Annotated in this window: 15 protein-coding genes and 4 pseudogenes; 16 read left to right on the top strand and 3 right to left on the bottom strand. The window is 38.2% G+C overall.

Features of this window, described 5'->3' with window-relative positions:
- The 13 genes and pseudogenes from HSISS3_RS05835 to ileS form a co-directional block, all read left to right on the top strand.
- A pseudogene (locus HSISS3_RS05835) lies at nt 1-247 on the top strand (hypothetical protein); the annotation flags it as partial.
- Nucleotides 248-414: 167 nt separating this feature from the next.
- Nucleotides 415-1,767: a UDP-N-acetylmuramoyl-L-alanine--D-glutamate ligase gene (murD, locus tag HSISS3_RS05830; RefSeq protein WP_021152036.1), complete on the top strand. Its 1,353-nt coding sequence runs from the start codon at nt 415-417 to the stop codon at nt 1,765-1,767.
- A gap of 3 nt (nt 1,768-1,770) precedes the next feature.
- On the top strand, nt 1,771-2,841 hold the full coding sequence (locus HSISS3_RS05825) for a UDP-N-acetylglucosamine--N-acetylmuramyl-(pentapeptide) pyrophosphoryl-undecaprenol N-acetylglucosamine transferase (RefSeq protein ID WP_008534279.1): 1,071 nt from the start codon (nt 1,771-1,773) through the stop codon (nt 2,839-2,841).
- A gap of 9 nt (nt 2,842-2,850) precedes the next feature.
- A pseudogene (locus tag HSISS3_RS05820) lies at nt 2,851-3,975 on the top strand (FtsQ-type POTRA domain-containing protein).
- 126 nt (nt 3,976-4,101) lie between these two features.
- Nucleotides 4,102-5,484, top strand: coding sequence for a cell division protein FtsA (gene ftsA, locus HSISS3_RS05815; protein WP_002887627.1), 1,383 nt, complete (start codon nt 4,102-4,104; stop codon nt 5,482-5,484).
- A gap of 28 nt (nt 5,485-5,512) precedes the next feature.
- Nucleotides 5,513-6,835 carry a cell division protein FtsZ gene (gene ftsZ / locus HSISS3_RS05810; protein ID WP_008534281.1) on the top strand — a complete coding sequence of 441 codons (1,323 nt, stop codon included), beginning with the start codon at nt 5,513-5,515 and terminating at the stop codon, nt 6,833-6,835.
- A 2-nt stretch (nt 6,836-6,837) separates the two neighbouring features.
- Nucleotides 6,838-7,521, top strand: a complete 684-nt coding sequence (locus HSISS3_RS05805; protein ID WP_008534282.1) for a YggS family pyridoxal phosphate-dependent enzyme — start codon at nt 6,838-6,840, stop codon at nt 7,519-7,521.
- 4 nt (nt 7,522-7,525) lie between these two features.
- Nucleotides 7,526-8,107, top strand: a complete 582-nt coding sequence (locus tag HSISS3_RS05800) for a cell division protein SepF (RefSeq protein WP_008534283.1) — start codon at nt 7,526-7,528, stop codon at nt 8,105-8,107.
- 3 nt (nt 8,108-8,110) lie between these two features.
- On the top strand, nt 8,111-8,368 hold the full coding sequence (locus HSISS3_RS05795; RefSeq protein ID WP_008534285.1) for a YggT family protein: 258 nt from the start codon (nt 8,111-8,113) through the stop codon (nt 8,366-8,368).
- Nucleotides 8,368-9,171, top strand: a complete 804-nt coding sequence (locus HSISS3_RS05790; RefSeq protein ID WP_021152033.1) for a YlmH family RNA-binding protein — start codon at nt 8,368-8,370, stop codon at nt 9,169-9,171. Before HSISS3_RS05795 ends, HSISS3_RS05790 begins: the two co-directional genes overlap by 1 nt.
- Nucleotides 9,172-9,223: 52 nt before the next feature.
- Nucleotides 9,224-9,388: pseudogene (locus HSISS3_RS05785) on the top strand (DivIVA domain-containing protein); the annotation flags it as partial.
- 26 nt (nt 9,389-9,414) lie between these two features.
- Entirely contained in the window at nt 9,415-10,290 is an 876-nt protein-coding gene (locus tag HSISS3_RS05780) for a DivIVA domain-containing protein (RefSeq protein ID WP_021152032.1), read from the top strand.
- Nucleotides 10,291-10,537: 247 nt separating this feature from the next.
- Nucleotides 10,538-13,336 carry an isoleucine--tRNA ligase gene (ileS, locus tag HSISS3_RS05775; RefSeq protein WP_021152031.1) on the top strand — a complete coding sequence of 933 codons (2,799 nt, stop codon included), beginning with the start codon at nt 10,538-10,540 and terminating at the stop codon, nt 13,334-13,336.
- 90 nt (nt 13,337-13,426) lie between these two features.
- Here the strand turns inward: ileS and nrdF are convergent, their stop codons facing one another.
- The 3 genes from nrdF to nrdH form a co-directional block, all read right to left on the bottom strand.
- A complete protein-coding gene (gene nrdF / locus HSISS3_RS05770) occupies nt 13,427-14,386 on the bottom strand; it encodes a class 1b ribonucleoside-diphosphate reductase subunit beta (protein ID WP_002887602.1) in 960 nt (319 codons plus the stop codon).
- Between the two features lie 146 nt (nt 14,387-14,532).
- Nucleotides 14,533-16,692 (bottom strand): class 1b ribonucleoside-diphosphate reductase subunit alpha, encoded by a 2,160-nt coding sequence (gene nrdE / locus HSISS3_RS05765; protein ID WP_008534292.1) that lies wholly within the window; start codon nt 16,690-16,692, stop codon nt 14,533-14,535.
- Between the two features lie 91 nt (nt 16,693-16,783).
- The gene (nrdH, locus tag HSISS3_RS05760) at nt 16,784-17,008 is read right to left on the bottom strand and encodes a glutaredoxin-like protein NrdH (RefSeq protein WP_008534294.1); all 225 of its coding nucleotides are present in this window, start codon (nt 17,006-17,008) and stop codon (nt 16,784-16,786) included.
- A gap of 321 nt (nt 17,009-17,329) precedes the next feature.
- On the opposite strand from nrdH, the gene acnA reads away from it, so the two are divergent.
- The 3 genes and pseudogenes from acnA to HSISS3_RS05745 form a co-directional block, all read left to right on the top strand.
- A complete protein-coding gene (acnA, locus tag HSISS3_RS05755; protein WP_021152030.1) occupies nt 17,330-19,993 on the top strand; it encodes an aconitate hydratase AcnA in 2,664 nt (887 codons plus the stop codon).
- A gap of 1 nt (nt 19,994) precedes the next feature.
- A pseudogene (locus tag HSISS3_RS05750) lies at nt 19,995-21,118 on the top strand (citrate synthase).
- A gap of 13 nt (nt 21,119-21,131) precedes the next feature.
- The coding region (locus tag HSISS3_RS05745; protein WP_042771882.1) for an isocitrate/isopropylmalate family dehydrogenase at nt 21,132-21,673 on the top strand (542 nt) is incomplete at its 3' end.

The following is a 21,673-nucleotide window of genomic DNA, read 5'->3' as shown; positions in this document are numbered from 1 at the left end:
GGAAATGAGAGCAGTTCTTTATCCTAATGTGTCAAGTTTTGAAGAGATGAAAGAGGCTTACGAAAAGACCATTCACTATTACCTATATCATGATCCCCAAGAGAGATTCAATGGGAAAACACCAGCTCAAGTGAGAGCTGAAGCACAAGAAAATCCAGAACAAGCTCCATATTATCCAATTAAACAATCTAAAAAATATAGAGATTACTGGAAAACTATTGCCGATAAGAAAAACCAGACTGCTTAACCCAAAGCAACCTGGTTCCTCACATTTTATTTATTTCAATTGTCTACTTGACACGGTACGTATCAAATAGATTGGCTTTTTCTTTTGCCAAGAAGAGGTAACTCCTTGAAATAGCTTGGGATAAAGGGTAAAATGGTTATGATACAATTTGAGAGAATGGACGAATTATGAAATCAGTAACACAATTTGAAAATAAAAAAGTTTTGGTCCTTGGTTTGGCTAAATCTGGTGAAGCAGCTGCCCGCCTATTGGCTAAGTTGGGTGCTATTGTCACAGTAAATGATGGGAAACCATTTGAGGAAAATCCATCAGCACAGACGCTTCTTGAAGAAGGGATTAAGGTTGTCTGTGGCGGACATCCTCTTGAACTATTGGATGAAAATTTTGAACTAATGGTCAAGAATCCTGGGATTCGTTACGACAATCCAATGGTAGCCCGTGCACTTGAAAAAGGAATTCCAGTCTGGACTGAAGTTGAATTGGCTTACCTAGTGTCAGAAGCACCGATTATTGGTATAACTGGCTCAAACGGTAAGACGACAACGACAACTATGATTGCTGATGTCCTAAATCATGGTGGTAAGTCTGGCGTCTTGTCAGGAAATATCGGCTTCCCTGCATCAGAAGTTGCCCAATCAGTGACCGCTCAAGACACCTTAGTTATGGAATTGTCTTCTTTCCAATTGATGGGAATTAACAGTTTCCATCCCCACATTGCGGTTATTACCAATTTGATGCCAACACATATTGATTATCACGGTAGTTTTGAAGCATATGTGGCAGCCAAATGGAATATTCAAAATCGAATGACCTCAGATGATTTCATTATTTTGAACTTTAACCAAGATCTTGCTAAGGAGTTGGCTACTAAGACGAAAGCACAAGTCGTTCCATTCTCAACTGTGGAAAAAGTAGATGGAGCCTATCTTGAAAACGGGGGTCTTTACTATAAAGGTGAGTTGATTATGCAAGCCGATGAGATTGGTGTTCCTGGTAGTCACAATGTTGAAAATGCTTTGGCTACAATTGCGGTTTCTAAGCTGTCAGGTGTTTCAAACCAGGCTATCAAAGAAACTTTAGCAAGTTTTGGAGGAGTTAAGCATCGTCTTCAATTCGTTGATACCATTAACGACGTGAAATTCTATAATGATAGTAAGTCAACAAACATTTTGGCGACTCAAAAAGCACTTTCTGGATTTGATAATAGTAAAGTCATTTTGATTGCTGGTGGTTTAGATCGTGGTAATGAATTTGATGAACTCGTTCCTGATATTACAGGAGTCAAGAAAATGATTATTTTGGGAGAATCCGCTCCTCGTGTCAAACGTGCCGCTGAGAAAGCAGGTGTATCTTATCTTGATGCTAAAGATGTAGCTGATGCGACACGTATTGCTTTTGATCAAGCCAATGCAGGAGATGTTGTTTTATTGAGTCCTGCTAACGCCAGCTGGGATATGTACAAGAATTTTGAAGTGCGTGGTGATGAATTTATCGCAACGGTTGAGCAATTGAAGGGATAAGCTATGGCAAAATCGAAAAAGATTGTTTTTACCGGTGGTGGAACAGTTGGACATGTGACCCTAAATCTTATCTTAATTCCAAAGTTCATCAAAGATGGATGGGAGGTTCACTATATTGGTGATAAGCATGGCATCGAACATGAACAAATCTCTAAATCTGGTTTAGATGTTACCTTCCACAGTATTGCTACAGGGAAGTTACGTCGATATTTTTCATGGCAAAACATGCTTGACGTTTTTAAAGTTGGTTGGGGAATCCTTCAATCTATTGCGATTATTGCAAAGATTCGGCCACAAGCACTTTTTTCTAAGGGCGGATTTGTCTCTGTACCGCCAGTGATTGCTTCTAAATTATTAGGAGTTCCTGTTTATGTGCATGAGTCTGATCTTTCTATGGGGTTAGCCAATAAAATTGCCTACAAGTTTGCGACTACGATGTTTACGACTTTTGAGCAACCAAAAGCTTTGACAAAGACAAAACATGTTGGCGCTATTACTAAGGTTGGTGTGGCACAAACAGGACAAAAAGATATCCTCGATAATATTAAGAAACAGTTTGATGCCAATTTGAAAACCGTTCTTTTTATCGGTGGATCAGCTGGTGCAAAGGTTTTTAATGATTTTATTAGCAATACTCCACAACTGACTGAACACTACAATGTCATTAATATTTCTGGTGATTCTTCATTAAATACCTTACAACCTCATCTATACCGAATTGATTATGTAACAGATTTGTACCAACCTCTTATGGATTTGGCTGATTTAGTAGTAACTCGGGGTGGTTCAAATACCATTTTTGAATTATTGGCGATGAAAAAACTGCATGTAATCATTCCTTTGGGGAAAGAAGCTAGCCGTGGAGATCAACTTGAAAATGCTGCTTATTTTGAACGAAAAGGTTATGCCCGCCAATTACAGGAACCTGATTTAAGTTGGGCAACTTTGAATGATGAGCTAGAACAACTTGTTGAAAATGCAAAGACTTACAAAGAAGCTATGGCAAAATCTGAGGAAATCACATCTCCTGATGATTTTTACCACCTATTAGTAACTAGTATTTCAAATAAATAAAGGAATTTCATGGCAAAAAAGGAACAAAATTCACAAGAAAAACAAGTTCTGACGGAGTGGCAGAAGCGAAACTTGGAATTTTTAAGAAAAAAGAGAGCGAAGATTCTGAAGGTATAGAGAAAGAGAATACTCCAATCGAAAACAAGGTACCGGAAAAGAAGAAGGTTAAAAAGAAAAAAAAGGACAAGAAGAAAAAAAGAATAAGTTGAAATCAAGCAGTAACATTCCTATTGCACAACAAAATCTTGCTGGTCTCATTGTCTTCTCAGCTGCTATTTTAATTGTGTTTTCACTCTTCTATATCTCGCCTTGGTCTAAGCAAAAGATTATCACTGTCTCAGGAACAAAAAATGCTTTGCCAGAAGATGTGAAAGTGGCAAGTGGTATTCTTGATACAGATTATATTAGTTATGTCTTTTTAAATCAGAACAAAGTTGCGAGAACTGTTGAAAAAACAAATGTCTGGATTAAAAAAGCGAATGTGACCTATGACTTTCCAAATCAATTTAACATTGCAGTAAAAGAATACCCGATAGTGGCTTATCGTCAAACTGGCAATGGTTATATGTCAATTCTCGAGAGTGGTAAAACTGGTGGAACGGTTTCAACAGGAAATCTTCCAGATAAATTTATTACTTTAAAAATAGATGATGACAAGAAAATTGAAGAACTTGTAAAAGAGCTAAATCAACTGGATGCTAAAATCAAAAATAACATTCAGATTATTAATTTAACGCCTACCAAGGCAACTTCAGATTTGTTGACTATTGAGTTGTATGATGGCAATACCATCCGTGTCCCACTATCTCAATTAACAACCAAGTTACCATATTACCAAAAAAATAAAAACATCTTTCAGATGGGACTATTGTTGATATGGAAGTTGGTATTTATACGACGACTCCGGAAGTTGAAGCATCAAAATCTGAAAAATCCGATAAGGATAAAAAGAAAGATAAAGACAAGACTGATAGTAAAGAAACCAGTGCTACTTCTGAAGAAGGGCAAGAGTCAGAATCGTCTGTACAAAGTTCTGGAGAGGATACTAATACCGAAAGTTCAAGTGACCAAGGAGAAAGTATTCCTGCAGTAGGGCAAGAAAACTCACATCAAACTTCCCTAGCTCAGGGTTAATATTGAATAATAAAAAACGTAAAATGCTGACATTTTACGTTTTTTTATGGTACAATAGTATCCGAATAATTCTGTTTTTATACAGTTTACAAAGATATTGAATGGAAAGATTGAGAGGTCGAGTGAATGGCTAGAGATGGCTTTTTTACAGGATTAGATATAGGAACTAGCTCGATTAAGGTTCTTGTTGCTGAATTTATTGATGGATCAATGAATGTCATCGGAGTAAGTAATGTTAAGAGTTCTGGTGTGAAAGATGGTATCATTGTTGACATTGACGCTGCAGCGAAATCCATCAAAACAGCTATTGAACAAGCAGAAGAAAAAGCTGGTATTGTTATTGAGCAAGTTAATGTTGGGCTTCCAGCTAATCTTCTTCAAATTGAGCCTACCCAAGGGATGATTCCTGTAACCAGTGAATCAAAAGAAATCAAAGATGAAGATGTTGAAAGTGTTGTTCGCTCAGCCTTGACTAAGAGCATTACACCTGAGCGTGAGGTTATTTCGCTAGTTCCTGAAGAGTTTATCGTTGATGGCTTCCAAGGAATTCGTGATCCTCGTGGAATGATGGGAATTCGTCTTGAAATGAGGGGTCTCATTTATACAGGACCAACAACAATCCTTCACAATCTTCGAAAGACGGTTGAACGTGCAGGTATTAAGGTTGAGAATATTATTATCTCACCTCTTGCGATGACACGTGCGGTCTTAAATGAAGGTGAACGTGAGTTTGGTGCTACAGTCATTGATTTGGGTGGCGGTCAAACTACCGTTGCAAGTATGCGTGCGCAAGAACTTCAGTTTACCAATATTTATTCTGAAGGTGGCGAATACATCACAAAGGATATTTCAAAGGTTTTGAAGACTTCCATGCAGATTGCAGAAGCGCTTAAGTTTAATTTTGGTAATGCTGATATTGACGAAGCAAGTGAATCTGAAACTGTTCAAGTTGAAGTTGTAGGTGAAAATTCACCTGTTGAAATCACTGAAAAATACCTTGCTGAAATTATCTCAGCTCGTGTGAAACATATCTTGGACAGAGTGAAACAAGATTTGACTCGTGGTCGTCTACTTGATTTACCTGGTGGTATCGTCCTTGTAGGTGGTACAGCTATTATGCCTGGTGTAGTTGAAGTTGCTCAAGAGCTTTTTGAGACAAATGTCAAACTTTACGTACCAAATCAAGTAGGCATTCGTAATCCGATGTTTGCAAATGTGATTAGTCTTGTTGAGTATGTTGGCCTTCTTACAGAAGTTGATATTATTGCTCAACGAGCAGTATCTGGTGAAGAGTATCTCCGTCGTAAACCTATCGACAATGAGGCTCCTGCATTGAGTTTTGACAGAACTCCAGCACCATCACCAGCGCCACGAGTGGCTCCACAACCTAACCCTATTCCAGTTGAGAATACAATCGAAGTGCCTTTGCCAGTTGAAGAAGGAAATCATGAACCAAAACAAAAACTTGGAGATCGTGTTCGTGGTATCTTTGGTAGTATGTTCGATTAATTTAATCTAGAAAAAGCGAGGAAATAAAATGAGTTTTTCATTTGATAGCGCATCTGTTCAAGGTGCTGTCATTAAAGTTATCGGTGTCGGTGGAGGTGGCGGAAACGCCATCAACCGAATGATTGAAGAAGGTCTTTCTGGTGTTGAATTTATCGCAGCTAATACTGATATTCAAGCGCTCAGCTCTTCAAAAGCAGAAACAGTTATCCAATTGGGCCCTAAATTGACCCGTGGACTTGGTGCCGGAGGTCAACCTGAAGTTGGTCGTAAGGCGGCTGAAGAAAGTGAAGAAACACTTACAGAAGCACTTACAGGATCTGACATGGTATTTATCACTGCCGGTATGGGTGGAGGTTCTGGTACAGGAGCAGCTCCAGTAATTGCACGTATTGCCAAAAGCTTAGGTGCATTGACAGTTGCAGTTGTAACACGTCCGTTCGGATTTGAAGGTAACAAACGTGGTGCTTATGCGGTTGAAGGTATTCAAGAGTTGCGTGAGCAAGTTGATACACTTCTTATTATCTCAAACAACAATCTTCTTGAAATTGTTGATAAGAAAACTCCACTTCTTGAAGCCCTTAGCGAAGCAGATAATGTTCTCCGCCAAGGTGTCCAAGGTATTACGGATCTTATCACTAATCCAGGCTTGATTAACCTCGACTTTGCTGATGTGAAAACAGTTATGGCAAACAAAGGTAATGCGCTTATGGGTATTGGTATTGGTTCTGGTGAGGAACGTATTGTTGAAGCTGCACGCAAAGCAATCTTCTCGCCACTTCTTGAAACTACTATTGATGGTGCAGAAGACGTAATTGTTAACGTAACTGGTGGTCTTGATATGACTCTTACAGAGGCTGAAGAAGCTTCTGAAATTGTTGGCCAAGCAGCTGGTAACGGTGTTAACATTTGGTTGGGTACATCAATTGATGATACATTGAAAGATGAGATTCGCGTAACTGTTGTTGCTACAGGAGTTCGTCAAGATCGTGCTGATAAAGTAGCGGGAGTGAAAGCTCAACCTCGCAAAGTGACATCAGTACCGTCACAACCAGCAGCACCTGTTCAGCAAGCAATTCAAGAAGAACAACGTCCAGTTTCTCAACCTTCATTTGAACGTCAACCAAATTTTGACTATAATGAAACACCTTCAATGCCTCAAGCAGGGGTTCGTCCTGCAGCGGCAGCATCTCAACAAGAGCAGTCTGCTTTTGGAAACTGGGACTTAAGACGTGATAATATCTCACGTCCTGAAACTGGCCAATTAGATAGTCAGTTGACTATGTCTACATTTTCAAGTGAAGTTGAGGATGATGATGAGTTGGAAACACCACCATTCTTTAAAAATCGTTAATAATGACTATAGAAGAAAATAAAAATAATGTTTATCAAGCGGTAAAGGCAGCTTGTGAGAAGGCTAATCGCTCTAGTGATGAAGTCAATATTATTGCCGTAACCAAATATGTCTCTAGTGATATTGCTGAAGAATTGGTTAAAACAGGAATTAAACACATTGCTGAAAATCGCGTGGATAAATTCTTAGATAAGTATCAAGCTTTAAACAATTATGATTTGACCTGGCACCTTATCGGTACCTTACAGCGTCGAAAAGTAAAGGATGTTATTAATTTAGTTGATTATTTTCACGCCTTGGATTCTGTAAAATTAGCAGAGGAAATTCAAAAGCGTGCCAATCATACGATTAAATGTTTCCTTCAAGTTAACGTTTCAGGTGAGGAATCAAAACATGGTTTTTCGCCTGAAGAACTTGATACAGTTCTAGACCAAATTAAAAATCTTGATAACATTTGTATTGTTGGACTAATGACAATGGCACCAATTGATGCAGATAATCAAGAACTTGATGAGATTTTCTCACAGACAAATGAACTTAGAAAATCAATTCAAGAGAAAAAAATAAAGAATGTTCCTTGTGATCAATTAAGCATGGGGATGAGTCGAGATTTTGATGAGGCAATTCAAAATGGATCAACCTTTGTCAGAATCGGCAGTGCATTCTTTAAAGAGAACGGAGATTAACCTTATGGCATTAAAAGACACAATTGATAAAATTGTTTCATATTTTGATACCGACGAAGTAACCGATTATGAAGATGCTGCAAAAGAAGAAGAGAAAAAACGTCCTGTAAAAGTGCAGAGACCAGTGCAGACACAACCTCGTCAGCAACGTCAACCTGAGCGTTCACAGGCAACAGTTCCTCCTCGTCGTCAACATGTTAACGCAGACTTGCAGGAGACACAAGTTCTTCGTAGTTTACCTTTGAGTCGTTCACAAGCAAATCAGGGACCACATCAAATGAGTACAACAAAAACAACAATTGCAATTAAATATCCTAAGAAATATGAAGATGCTCAGGAAATTGTAGAACTTTTGATCGAAAATGAATGTGTTTTGATTGATTTTCAGTATATGTTAGAGGCACAAGCTCGTCGTTGTCTTGATTTCATTGATGGTGCAAGTAAAGTACTTACCGGGAATCTTCAAAAAGTTGGCTCTTCAATGTACTTGCTTACACCAATCAATGTCGTTGTTGACATTGAAGAGATTGGCTTGGCACACGGTAATCAAGAAGCCAACTTTGACTTTGATATGAAGAGACGTTAAGCAATGTCTATATTACTATATGTTATTTGGGCACGTGTCGTTAACGTTGCAGAGATACTTCTTGTTGTCTACGCTTTGTTATCTTGGTTTCCAGGAGCCTATGACACTAGCCTTGGAAGAATCATTAGACAAATTGTTAATCCGATTCTTGCGCCATTTCGTCGTCTGAATTTGGTCTTTGCTGGTGTTGACTTTTCAATCATCGTAATCGTTCTTTTGTTGAATTTTTCTCTCACTATTCTTAGAAATATTCTATTCTGATGTCAGAAAATAAAAATATTGAACAGCATTATTCGTTAGATGAACGTCCTTTTTTAGAAAAGGTTAGGGGATTTTGCCAATTGGTTGAAGATAGGTATAGTCCTTATTTGACTGATTTCTTAAATCCCCGTGAGATTCAAATTGTTGAAGATTTAGCAAATTACTATCATTTAAAATTCTTTGTAAGTTCAAATCTTGAGACGGAGGAGTATAGAAGAGTTATTATAGCTCCGGATTATTATGAGCTCTCTGATGATGACTTTGAGATTAAGCGGTTAGAGGTTTCTTATGCAAGACAGTTTAACACCTTGACTCATCCAAAAGTTTTGGGGACTTTGATTAATCAACTTGGACTTGAACGACAAGTATTTGGTGACATCATTATCAATGACGATGGACGTATTCAATTTTCGATAGCATCTCACCTAGCAAACTATGCTATAATGACTATCAAAAAGATTGGTAATGTTTCCGTTACACTTAAGGATGTTAGTGAAGGGAATTGGATTACAAATCAAGAAAACTACTCACATTCTTTTGTTTTACTTTCTAGCATGCGTCTTGACAATGTGTTAGCAACCGTGTTAAATTTATCACGCTCTAGGGCCTTGAAGCTGATTTCATCTGGTAAAGTCAAATTAAATTATAGACAAGTTGAGAAGGCTGACCAGTTGATTACTATTGGTGATATGATTTCGGTTCGGGGTTTCGGTCGATTTCGATTGGCCGAACAAGAAGGATTTTCAAAATCTGGTAAAGCTAAAGTCACTATTAATAGCATGTTGAGACGAAGAAAAAAGTAGGTATTTAATTTAAAATCATCAGAGATGGTAATGTAAATAGAGGGGATCTGTAATGGCAATTACAGTACTTGAGATTATCGAAAAACAGTTTACAACTAAATTTCGTGGCTACAATCAAGAAGAAGTAGATGAATTTCTTGATATTATCGTAGATGGTTATGAAGAATTAGTTCATGAAAATCGTGAACTTGCTGCTCGTGTAAAAGAGCTTGAAGAAATGGTAAAAAATAAAGGAGGCCTGTAATGGCAATCACAGCACTTGATATTAAAGATAAACAGTTTACAACTAAATTTCGTGGATACAATGAACAAGAAGTAGATGAATTTCTTGATATTATCGTTGATGATTATGAAGATTTAGTTCGTGATAATCGTGAGCTTGCTTCTCGTGTAAAAGAGCTTGAAGAAAAATTGGCTTATTTTGATGAAATGAAAGAATCACTAAGCCAATCAGTTATCTTGGCTCAAGAAACAGCTGAAAAAGTTAAAGCTTCAGCAGCTGACGAATCAGCTAACTTGATTAATAAAGCTAACTTCAATGCAACGCATTTGGTTGAAGAAGCTAAATCTAAAGCATCTGAAATTCTTCGTGATGCTACTGATGAAGCGAAACGTGTTGCTATTGAGACAGAAGAGCTTAAACGTCAAAGTCGTGTTTTCCATCAACGTCTTTTGGCTGCAGTTGAAGGTCAACTTAGCTTAGCAAGTGCTCCAGAGTGGGGTGAATTGTTGCAACCAACAGCTATTTATCTTCAAAACTCAGATGCTGCCTTTAAAGAAGTTGTTGAAAAAGTTTTGGACGAACATGTCCCAGATTCAAATGATGCAGCTTCATTTGATGCAACGCGTCAATTTACTCCTGATGAAATGGCTGAACTTCAACGTCGTGTTGCTGAAAGTAACAAGAAAGTCGAAGATTTCTCTAATCAAGAATTTGAAGAAACTAATGAAACTGTTTCGACCCCAGTTGATTTCGGTAACTCAGATTCTTTCGATAGCGAAGCAGCAGACTTTCCAACTTCTGCACCAGTAGATGAAGATTTTGATTTTCAACCTGAAACAACAGGTGAAGTAAACCTTAACGAAACACAAACTTTTAAATTGAATATTGGCGAATAAGAAAAATAAAACTTACCAAGTATATTTTCAGCGAGTGGGAGATGGTGTGAGTCCCACATTCCCTATTTGGCCGGTTATCATTTTCTTTGGTTCTGACTGAATCAAGTAAGTTAGAAGGATGGTCCTCCTTACGGACATATGAGGGAGCAATTTTATATTTGCTCTAAACAAAGGTGGTACCACGAGCTTTCGTCCTTTTTGATGAAGGCTCTTTTTATTTTGTAAATTATATTGAAGAGGAGATAGAATGAAACTTAAAGAAACCCTAAATCTTGGTAAGACAGCTTTTCCTATGCGTGCTGGACTTCCTAATAAAGAACCTCTCTGGCAAAAAGAGTGGGAAGATGCTAATATGTATCAACGTCGTCAAGAATTGAACCAAGGAAAACCGCACTTCACCCTTCATGATGGCCCTCCGTATGCCAATGGTAATATTCACGTTGGACATGCCATGAATAAAATTTCCAAGGATATTATCGTTCGTTCTAAATCAATGTCTGGTTTCTATGCACCTTATATTCCTGGATGGGATACTCATGGGCTTCCAATCGAACAGGTTTTGGCTAAAAAAGGTGTGAAACGTAAAGAAATCGAACGCTCTGAATACCTTAAAATGTGTCGTGACTATGCGCTTTCACAAGTTGACAAGCAACGTAAAGATTTCAAACGACTTGGTGTCTCAGCTGATTGGGATAACCCATATGTAACTTTGACACCTGACTATGAAGCTGCACAAATTCGTGTCTTCGGTGAGATGGCTAAAAAAGGTTACATCTACCAAGGTGCGAAACCAGTTTACTGGTCATGGTCATCAGAATCAGCGCTTGCTGAAGCAGAAATCGAATACCATGATTTAGTTTCTACATCTCTTTACTATGCTAATAAAGTTAAGGATGGTAAAGGCGTATTGGATACCGATACCTATATCGTTGTATGGACAACTACACCATTCACTATTACAGCGTCTCGAGGCTTGACAATGGGAGCTGATTTTGATTATGTAGTTGTTAAGCCTGCTGGATCTGACCGTAAATATGTTGTGGCTTCTGAGCTATTGCCAAGTCTTTCTGAAAAATTTGGTTGGGAAGATGTTGAAGTACTTGCAACTTACCAAGGAAAAGAATTGGATCAAATTGTAACCGAACACCCATGGGACTCAGAAGTTGATGAATTGGTTATCCTTGGTGATCATGTTACACTGGATTCTGGTACTGGTATCGTCCATACAGCGCCCGGTTTTGGTGAAGATGACTATAACGTCGGTGTTGCCAATGGCTTAGAAGTTGCTGTAACGGTCAATGAACGTGGTATCATGATGGAAAATGCAGGTCCTGATTTTGCAGGTCAGTTCTATGATAAAGTTGTACCAACAGTCATTGATAAACTTGGTGATCTCCTTCTTGCCAAAGAAGAAATCTCTCACTCATACCCATTTGACTGGCGTACCAAAAAACCAATTATCTGGCGTGCAGTCCCTCAATGGTTTGCATCTGTATCTAAATTCCGTCAAGAAATTTTGGATGAAATTGAAAAAGTTAAATTCCATTCAGAATGGGGTAAAGTTCGTCTTTACAACATGATTCGTGACCGTGGAGACTGGGTCATCTCTCGTCAACGTGCTTGGGGTGTTCCACTCCCAATCTTCTATGCTGAAGATAAGACACCAATCATGACTGAGGAAACGATTGAACATGTGGCTAAACTTTTTGAAGAGCATGGATCGGTTATTTGGTGGGAACGTGATGCTAAAGATCTTCTTCCAGAAGGTTTCACACATCCTGGTTCACCAAACGGTGAGTTCACTAAAGAAAATGATATTATGGATGTGTGGTTTGACTCAGGTTCATCATGGAATGGTGTTGTCGTTAATCGACCTGAATTGACTTATCCAGCTGACCTTTATCTTGAAGGTTCTGACCAATACCGTGGTTGGTTTAACTCATCACTTATCACATCAGTTGCCAATCATGGTGTCGCACCATATAAACAACTCTTGTCTCAAGGTTTTGCCCTCGATGGTAAGGGTGAAAAGATGTCTAAATCACTTGGAAATACGATTGCTCCTAGCGATGTTGAAAAGCAATTTGGTGCAGAAATTCTCCGTCTTTGGGTAACAAGTGTTGATACGACCAATGATGTCCGTATCTCAATGGATATCCTTAGCCAAGTATCTGAATCTTACCGTAAAATCCGTAACACGCTCCGTTTCTTGATTGCTAATACATCAGACTTCAATCCAACAACTGATGCTGTGGCCTTTGAAGAATTGCGATCTGTGGATCAGTACATGACTATCCGATTCAACCAATTGGTTAAGACCATTCGTGACGCTTATGCAAACTTTGAGTTCTTGACTATCTACAAAGCTTTGGTTAACTTTATTAATGTAGAGTTGTCAGCTTTCTATCTTGATTTTGCTAAAGATGTGGTTTACATTGAGAGTGCAGATTCTCTTGAACGTCGTCAAATGCAAACAGTCTTCTACGATATTCTTGTTAAGATCACAAAACTCTTGACTCCAATTCTTCCTCACACTGCTGAAGAAATCTGGTCATATCTTGAATTTGAAACTGAAGAGTTTGTTCAATTGTCAGAGTTGCCAGAAGCAGAAGCTTTCGAAAATCAAGAAGCAATCCTTGAAAAATGGAAAGCATTCATGGATTTCCGTGGTCAAGCTCAAAAAGCTTTGGAAGAAGCTCGTAATGAGAAGGTTATCGGTAAATCACTAGAAGCTCATTTGACTATTTATCCCGATGCTGAAGTTAAAGAACTTCTTGAAGGTTTGAATACAAATCTTGCTCAACTTTTGATTGTTTCAGCATTGACTATTGCTGAAGGAGATGCTCCTGAATCAGCTGTGAGCTTTGAAAATGTTGCCTTCACTGTAGAACGTGCTTCAGGTGAAGTTTGTGATCGTTGTCGTCGTATTGATCCAACTACCAAGGAACGTAGCTATAATGCAACAATCTGTGATTACTGTGCTAGCATTGTTGAAGAAAACTTTGCTGAAGGTGTAGCAGAAGGCTTTGAAGTTAAAGCAAAATAAGCTAAAAAGAGTTCAGATTGAACTCTTTTTCTATTTGTTTTTCGAATATAGTATTGAAGACAAGAAAAAACTAGCTCAGCTAGTTTTTTCTTATAGTCCGTAGTTATAATCATCGTCTTGCATAGCTTCCACAGTACCTAGAAGGTAACCATTACCAACTTGAGAGAAGAAGTCGTGGTTGGAAGTTCCTGTAGAAATACCATTCATAACGATTGGGTTAACATCGTTTGCACTATCTGGGAAAAGTGGATCTTGTCCTAAGTTCATGAGGGCCTTGTTGGCGTTGTAACGAAGGAAAGTCATGACTTCTTCAGTCCACCCAACACCATCATAGAGAGACTTGGTATAGAGCTCTTCATTTTCATACAATTCATAGAGAAGGTCATACATCCATTCACGGAAGCTTTCTTGCTCTTCTTCAGGTAATTCATTGAATCCAAGTTGAAATTTATAGCCAATATAGGTTCCGTGAACAGATTCGTCACGGATAATCAATTTAATGATTTCAGCGACATTGGCAAGCTTATTATTACCCAGATAATATAGAGGTGTGAAGAAGCCTGAGTAGAAAAGGAAGGTTTCAAGAAAAGTTGATGCAACCTTTTTCTGAAGTGGTGTTCCATTCTCATAGATGTCGTTTATGATTTTTGCTTTGGTCTGCAAGTATTCGTTACTATTGGTCCACTCGAAAATATCTTCAATTTCAGATTTAGTGTTCAAAGTTGAGAAAATAGAAGAGTAGGATTTTGCGTGAACAGATTCCATGAACTGAATGTTGTTCAAAACAGCTTCTTCATGGGGTGTACGAACATCGGCACGAATAGCTTCAACACCTGTTTGTGATTGCATAGTATCTAGTAAGGTTAAGCCACCGAAGACTTTTCCGACCAAATCTTTTTCTTCAGCTGAAAGTTTACGCCAATCATCAAGGTCATTTGAAAGTGGAATACGTGTATCTAACCAGAATTGTTCAGTCAATTTTTCCCAGGTAGATTTATCAATCGCATCTTCGATTTCATTCCAGTTAATGGCTTTATAGTAAGTTTCCATTAGAAACCTCTTTCTTTATTGATATCGTTTCTATTTTATCATAATTCAAAATCATGACATAGCTTTTTGAGTTTATCTATTAAAAAAGTCGGCGAACCGACCTTTTTAATACCCTTTATGAATAAGAACAGTGATATTTTAGAGTGTTAAATAACACAACTTTCACACTGGTTAGAGCCAACTTCCTCCCCGTCGTCTGTATAAGTACGAATGTAGTAAATTGACTTGATTCCTTTGTTAAAGGCATAGTTACGAAGGATAGAAAGGTCACGAGTTGTTTGTTTATTTTCTGTTTTCCATTCGTAAATTTCTTTTGGTAGTTCACTACGCAAGAAAAGTGTTAATGACAAACCTTGATCCACATGTTCAGTAGCAGCAGCATAGACATCAATCACTTTACGCATATCCATGTCGTAAGCTGAAGTGTAGAAAGGAATAGTGTCTGTTGAGAGTCCGTTAGCTGGATAGTAGATTTTACCAATTTTCTTCTCTTGACGTTCTTCAATACGTTGTGTGATTGGGTGGATAGAAGCAGAACAGTCGTTAATATAAGAAATTGATCCATTTGGTGCAACTGCCAAGCGGTTTTGATGATAGAGACCATCTTTCTTAACTAACTCACGAAGCTCTTCCCAATCTTTTGCTTGCGGAATGAAGTGGCCATCGAACAGTTCCTTAACACGGTCAGATTTAGGAACATACTGTCCTGTAACGTATTTATCAAAGTAAGAACCATCGGCATATTTGGATTTTTCAAAACCAACAAAGGTTTCTTGACGTTCACGGGCAATATTGTTAGATTCAACCAAAGTCCAGTAGTTCATAAGCATGAAGTAGATATTAGTGAATTCAACAGATTCAGGGCTACCGTATTCAATGTGGTTTTTAGCAAGGTAAGAATGGAGCCCCATGGCACCTAAACCAAAGGTATGAGCTTGTTGGTTACCATTTTTTATAGATGGTACAGCTTCGATGCTAGAGCTATCTGTAACAAAAGTAAGTGCTCTCGTCATAGCCTTGATAGAACGTCCAAAGTCAGGCGATGTCATCATGTTAAGGATGTTAGTAGATCCAAGGTTACATGAAATGTCTGTACCAAGTTTCACAAATTCTTGTGCATCGTTCAGTTCACTTGGTGTTTGAACTTGGAGAATCTCAGAACAAAGGTTGGACATGACAATTTTACCATCAATTGGATTATGTCTGTTAGCTGTATCAACATTGACGATATATGGGTAACCAGATTCTTGTTGGAGTTTAGAAATTTCAGTTTCTAACTCACGCGCATTAATCTTAGTTTTTGTGATATTGGGATTGGCAACCAATTCGTCGTACATAGCTGTGATGTCGATGTAGTTAAATGGTTTCCCGTATTCTTTTTCGACAGAGTAAGGGCTGAAGAGATACATTTCTTCATTCTTACGTGCCAATTCGTAAAACTTATCAGGTACGGTAACGCCTAGTGATAATGTTTTGACACGAACTTTTTCATCGGCATTTTCTTTTTTAGTAGAAAGAAAAGCTAAGATATCTGGATGGAAGACGCTAAGATAAACAACTCCAGCACCTTGACGTTGACCAAGTTGGTTTGAGTAAGAGAAACTATCTTCAAAGAGTTTCATTACTGGTACGACACCAGAAGCTGCACCAGCATACCCCTTAATAGGAGCACCAGCTTCACGTAGGTTAGAGAGACTAATACCTACCCCACCACCAATACGTGACAACTGTAGGGCTGAGTTAATAGAACGTCCGATAGAATTCATGTCATCCGTTACTTGAATAAGGAAACATGAAACAAGTTCTCCACGACGGCTACGCCCAGCATTCAAGAAGGAAGGAGTAGCAGGTTGATAACGTTGGTGAATCATCTCATTAGCAAGATCACTGGCTAGATGTTCATCGCCATCAGCAAAGTAGAGGGCATTAAAAAGAACACGGTCCTCAATACTTTCAAGATAAGCCTGGCCATCATTAGTTTTTAAAGCGTATTGTTGATAGAACTTGTAAGCCGACATAAATGATTGAAAACGAAAATTTTGAGAGTAAATTTCCGCAGACAATTTCTCAATGAAGGCAGGTTCGTATTTCCCAATGAATTCAGACTCGATATAGTCATTTTCAATCAAGTAATTAATTTTTTCTGTGATGCTGTTGAATGCCATTGAATTTGGCTTAACATTTTCAAGGAAAAAGGCATGAAGGGCTTCTTTATCCTTGTGCAAAGGTATTTGACCGTTAATTGGACGGTTGATTTCATTATTGAGGCGGAAATAAGAAACATCGCCAAGATTTTTTAAAGACATAATACTGATACCAAACTTAGTTTAATGGTTTATTAAGATTTATTCCTTAAACTAAGCAAACAAGTTCCTTTCTATAATGAAAACTTGAGAGTTAGAGAATTTCTTTAAGTTTTGCAGGTTGAAATCCTGAAAAGACGATATCACCGGATTCAATAACTGGAGCAGCTGTGAAACCAAGGCTTTTTACATAATCAATTTTCTCTGGATGCTCATCAATGTTGATTTCTTCGAAATCAGCATTCTCCTTTTCTAAGAATTTTTTTGTCATTTTGCATTGCATGCAGTTGTTTTTTGAAAACAATGTAATCTTTGCCATTGCAAATACTCCTTTTAATAATGAATTTAAGTGACTAAAGGTCACTTTTGGAACTCTAATAGAATACCCAAAATATAGGGAAAAATCAAGAGGTTGAACCGACAAAAATACAATATTTTGTGTTTAGTATTCAAACACAACCCCATATATTGTGTTTTTAAGCCTTTTTAAAGTTTTTTGACACCAGTCAATATTTATTGGAAAAAGGAGTCAACTAACTAATTATGTGAGATTTTATGACATAAAAATGCCAATTTCATTTGTATTTTAGAAGGAATAGGTATAAAATAAGAAAAACTTTTAACTAATGGAGGTTCTAGTATGCAAGAATATTGCTCAAATCTGACTGTAAAAGATCAAGACTTTACGTTTTATGATATTGAAAAAGTTGCGACAAAGCAGGGTGTTACGGTAGAAAACCTACCCTATACGATTAGAATATTACTTGAAAGTCTTTTAAGAAAAAAGGACGGTGTTGATGTTACAGAATCTCACATTAGTAGTATCTTGAAATTTCCGAATATTTCGATAAATTCGGAAGTTCCTTTTAAACCAAGTCGTGTTATTCTTCAAGACTTTACCGGAGTTCCTGTTGTTGTTGATTTGGCATCCATGCGTGATGCAATCGTAGCGAATGGAGGAAAGGCAGAACTTATTAATCCAGAGATTCCTGTGGACTTGGTGATTGACCACTCTGTTCAGGTAGATTCTTATGGTTGTAGTACGTCTCTTGAAGATAACATTAATTTGGAGTTTAAGCGTAACAATGAGCGTTACGAATTTCTTAAATGGGCTGAACAATCCTTTGAAAATTATCGTGCCGTTCCACCTGCAACAGGTATCATCCACCAAGTTAATATTGAATTTTTAAGTGACGTTATTATTGAAAAAGATGGGCTTCTGTATCCAGATTCTATGTTTGGTACAGATAGTCACACAACTATGATCAATGGTATCGGTGTTCTTGGTTGGGGTGTCGGAGGAATTGAAGCTGAAGCAGCAATGCTTGGTGAAGCATCTTATTTCCCAATCCCAGAGGTTATAGGTGTTCGTTTGACAGGAAAACTGCCTAAAATTGCGACGGCAACCGATTTAGCCCTCAAGATTACTCAAGTGCTTCGTTCTGAAAATGTTGTTGGTAAATTCGTTGAGTACTTTGGTCCTGGTTTGAAGAGTTTATCTCTAGCTGACCGTGCTACAGTGGCTAATATGGCACCGGAATATGGTGCGACCTGTGGTTATTTCCCAATTGATGAGGAAACCTTAAACTACATGCGTTTGACCAACCGTGATGAGCAACATATCAAGGTGACAGAAGCCTACGCTAAAACTAACCATCTTTTCTATGATCCTAGTAAAGAAGCTACCTATACCAAGGTTGTTGAAATTGATTTGTCATCCATTAAACCTTCGATTTCAGGTCCAAAACGCCCACAAGACTTGATTCTCTTATCCGATGCTAAACAAGAATTCCAGGATGCCGTAGTTCGAGAAGCAGGTGTCCGTGGTTTTGGTCTTGATCGTGAGGAATTAGAAAAGACGGCTCAAGTTGATTTTGAGGGTCATTCAGAGACGATTCAGACTGGTCATGTGGCAATAGCAGCGATTACGTCATGTACCAACACTTCAAATCCTTACGTTCTTATGGCTGCGGGTCTTTTAGCTAAAAAGGCTGTTGAAAAGGGGCTCAAAGTCTCTCCAACAGTCAAGACCTCTTTGGCGCCAGGATCTAAAGTGGTTACAGGTTATCTCAAAGCTTCAGGCTTGCAAACATATTTGGATAAACTTGGCTTTAATTTAGTTGGTTATGGTTGTACGACATGTATTGGTAACTCAGGAGATCTACGACCAGAAGTGGCTAAAGTTATTTCTGACAATGACTTGTTGGCAAGTGCTGTTTTATCAGGAAACCGTAACTTTGAAGGACGTATCAATCCTCTGGTTAAAGCGAATTTTTTAGCTAGCCCACCTTTGGTTGTTGCTTATGCCTTGGCTGGTAACACCAATATTGATTTGACTACTGAAGCTCTTGGGGTTGATGAAAATGGCAAAGCTGTCTATCTAGAAGATATCATGCCATCTCGTGATGAAATTGAGTCATATGTTGATAAATTTGTGACTCGCCAACTCTTCCAAGATGAATATGCCAATGTCTTTTCAGACAGTGCGAAGTGGAATGCTATTCCAACTGAGCAAGGTCAAAATTATAAATGGAATCTAGAATCAACCTATATCCAAAACCCACCTTATTTTGATTGCTTGGGAGACGACTTGTCCATTAAACCACTGACTGATTTGAAAGTTTTAGCGAAATTTGGAGATACAGTAACAACTGACCATATTTCTCCAGCTGGTAATATTGCCCGAAATAGTCCTGCAGCGAATTATCTCTCTGAACACGGAGTGGATTATCAGGACTTTAATTCCTATGGTAGTCGTCGTGGAAACCATGAAGTGATGATGAGAGGAACTTTTGCTAATATTCGTATCAAAAATGAGTTGGCAGAGGGTAAAATTGGTGGATATACTAAATATGATGGTGACATCATTCCTATTTATGATGCGGCTATGAAATACAAGGAAGCTAATCAAGACACGCTTGTGATTGCTGGTAAAGACTATGGAATGGGTTCAAGCCGTGACTGGGCAGCCAAAGGCGCAAATCTCCTTGGTGTAAAAGTAGTGCTTGCTGAGAGCTTTGAACGTATCCACCGTTCAAACTTAGTAATGATGGGCATTTTACCAGTTCAATTTATGGAAGGAGAATCAGCTGAGTCTCTTGGTTTGACAGGACAGGAGACATTTAGCTTTGATCTTTCGGAAAATCCTGGTGTCCACGATGTTATCACCGTAACAGCTAAAACGTCTTCTGAAACAAAAACATTTAAGGTACTAGTCCGTTTTGATGCAGACGCCGATATTCGCTACTATAAGAATGGTGGTATTCTACCAATGGTTGTTCGAAAAAAATTGGAGGGAGCATAATATGACAACAGTTGAAACAAATGGTCTGAAGGATATGATTGCTTGTAATACACGTATTTCGTCTATTATTGATGATCATTTATCCTACGCAGGCTATGATATTTCAGAATTTATGGATAATAAAGCTTCTTTTGAGGAAATCATATATCTCTTGTGGAATGGGCATCTACCAACTCAAATGGAACTTAAATATTTTGAGGCGGAATTGCGTAAGAATTATGATATTTCGGATGCGGTTGAGCAATGTATTCTCATACAATCAAGGCCTCATTTGCATCCCATGAGTGTTTTGCGTTCTACAGTCTCATTATTAGGGGTATATAATGTCCATGCTGAGGAGCGCTCCCTGGAAGCCATCTATCAACAAAGTATTGAATTGATGGCTAAGTTGCCAACAATTATTACAACATTCGCTCGTTTAAGGACGGGTCAGATGCCTGTGAAACCATGTGAAGATTTAGGCTTTGCGGCAAATTTTCTTTACATGCTGAATGGGGTTGAACCATCTACTATTGAAGTTGAAGCTATGAATAAGGCTTTAATTCTTCATGCAGATCATGAGTTGAACGCCTCAACCTTTGCAGCGCGTGTTTGTGCTTCAACCCTTACAGATATTTATTCTTGTGTTACGACAGCTATTGGAGCGTTAAAAGGCCCTCTCCATGGTGGTGCTAATGAGCGCGTCTTTGATATGCTAAATGAAATCCATGAATCTGGTGATGTTAGTGCCTATCTGCAAGAAAAACTGGATTCTAAAGAAAAGATCATGGGATTTGGACATCGTGTTTATAAGAAACAGGATCCTCGAGAAATATTCTTGAGAGATATGGCTAAGAAGTTGACTGAGAATACGGACAATCAAGAGTTCTTTAATATGTCGCAAGAGATTGAGGAATTCATGAAAATTAAGAAAGGTTTGATTCCCAATGTCGATTTCTATTCAGCGACGGTTTACCATTCTTTGGGTATCGATAGTGATATCTTCACGCTCATCTTTGCAATGAGTCGTGTCGCAGGATGGATTGCACATATTCAGGAGCAACAAAAAATAATAAATTGATTCGTCCACGTTCTCAATATATTGGACAAGAAAACTTAACTTATATTCCTTTAGAAAAACGTTAGTGAGGAAAAATCTATGGCAGAAAAAATCAAAATGGGAAATGGTCACCTAGAGGTTACTGATAATCCTATTATTCCTTATATTGAAGGAGATGGTGTTGGTCGTGATATTTGGAAAAATGCTCAAGCCATCTTCAATAAGGCTGTAGAGGTAGCCTATGATGGTAAGCGTCAGATTGAGTGGCAAGAGCTTCTAGCAGGAAAAAAGGCTTTTGACAAAACAGGAGAATGGTTACCTCAAGCTACTTTAGAAGCTATTCGAGACAGTTTGGTAGCTATTAAAGGTCCTCTTGAAACGCCAGTTGGTGGTGGAATCCGTTCTTTAAATGTTGCTCTACGTCAGGAACTTGACCTCTATGCCTGCGTTCGTCCAGTTCGTTACTTTAAAGGAGTGGTAAGCCCTCTTAAAGAACCAGAAAAAACGGATATTACTATTTTTCGTGAAAATACCGAAGATATCTATGCAGGTATTGAATGGGAAGCAGGAACGGAAGAGGTAAAGAAAGTCATTGATTTTCTGCAGAAAGAAATGGGTGTGACTAAAATTCGTTTCCCCAG

The sequence above is a fragment of the Streptococcus sp. HSISS3 genome (genome assembly GCF_000448605.1).
Classification (GTDB): domain Bacteria; phylum Bacillota; class Bacilli; order Lactobacillales; family Streptococcaceae; genus Streptococcus; species Streptococcus raffinosi.
This window is presented reverse-complemented; position numbering and strand designations above follow the sequence as displayed.

Excerpts from the sequence above, each read along its gene's own strand:
- acnA (WP_021152030.1), top strand. The coding sequence starts at position 17,330 with ATGCAAGAATATTGCTCAAATCTGACTGTAAAAGATCAAGACTTTACG.
- nrdH (WP_008534294.1), bottom strand. The coding sequence starts at position 17,008 with ATGGCAAAGATTACATTGTTTTCAAAAAACAACTGCATGCAATGCAAA.
- nrdF (WP_002887602.1), bottom strand. The coding sequence starts at position 14,386 with ATGGAAACTTACTATAAAGCCATTAACTGGAATGAAATCGAAGATGCG.
- HSISS3_RS05800 (WP_008534283.1), top strand. The coding sequence starts at position 7,526 with ATGGCATTAAAAGACACAATTGATAAAATTGTTTCATATTTTGATACC.
- ileS (WP_021152031.1), top strand. The coding sequence starts at position 10,538 with ATGAAACTTAAAGAAACCCTAAATCTTGGTAAGACAGCTTTTCCTATG.
- HSISS3_RS05795 (WP_008534285.1), top strand. The coding sequence starts at position 8,111 with ATGTCTATATTACTATATGTTATTTGGGCACGTGTCGTTAACGTTGCA.
- HSISS3_RS05825 (WP_008534279.1), top strand. The coding sequence starts at position 1,771 with ATGGCAAAATCGAAAAAGATTGTTTTTACCGGTGGTGGAACAGTTGGA.
- HSISS3_RS05780 (WP_021152032.1), top strand. The coding sequence starts at position 9,415 with ATGGCAATCACAGCACTTGATATTAAAGATAAACAGTTTACAACTAAA.
- ftsA (WP_002887627.1), top strand. The coding sequence starts at position 4,102 with ATGGCTAGAGATGGCTTTTTTACAGGATTAGATATAGGAACTAGCTCG.
- HSISS3_RS05805 (WP_008534282.1), top strand. The coding sequence starts at position 6,838 with ATGACTATAGAAGAAAATAAAAATAATGTTTATCAAGCGGTAAAGGCA.
- nrdE (WP_008534292.1), bottom strand. The coding sequence starts at position 16,692 with ATGTCTTTAAAAAATCTTGGCGATGTTTCTTATTTCCGCCTCAATAAT.
- ftsZ (WP_008534281.1), top strand. The coding sequence starts at position 5,513 with ATGAGTTTTTCATTTGATAGCGCATCTGTTCAAGGTGCTGTCATTAAA.
- murD (WP_021152036.1), top strand. The coding sequence starts at position 415 with ATGAAATCAGTAACACAATTTGAAAATAAAAAAGTTTTGGTCCTTGGT.
- HSISS3_RS05790 (WP_021152033.1), top strand. The coding sequence starts at position 8,368 with ATGTCAGAAAATAAAAATATTGAACAGCATTATTCGTTAGATGAACGT.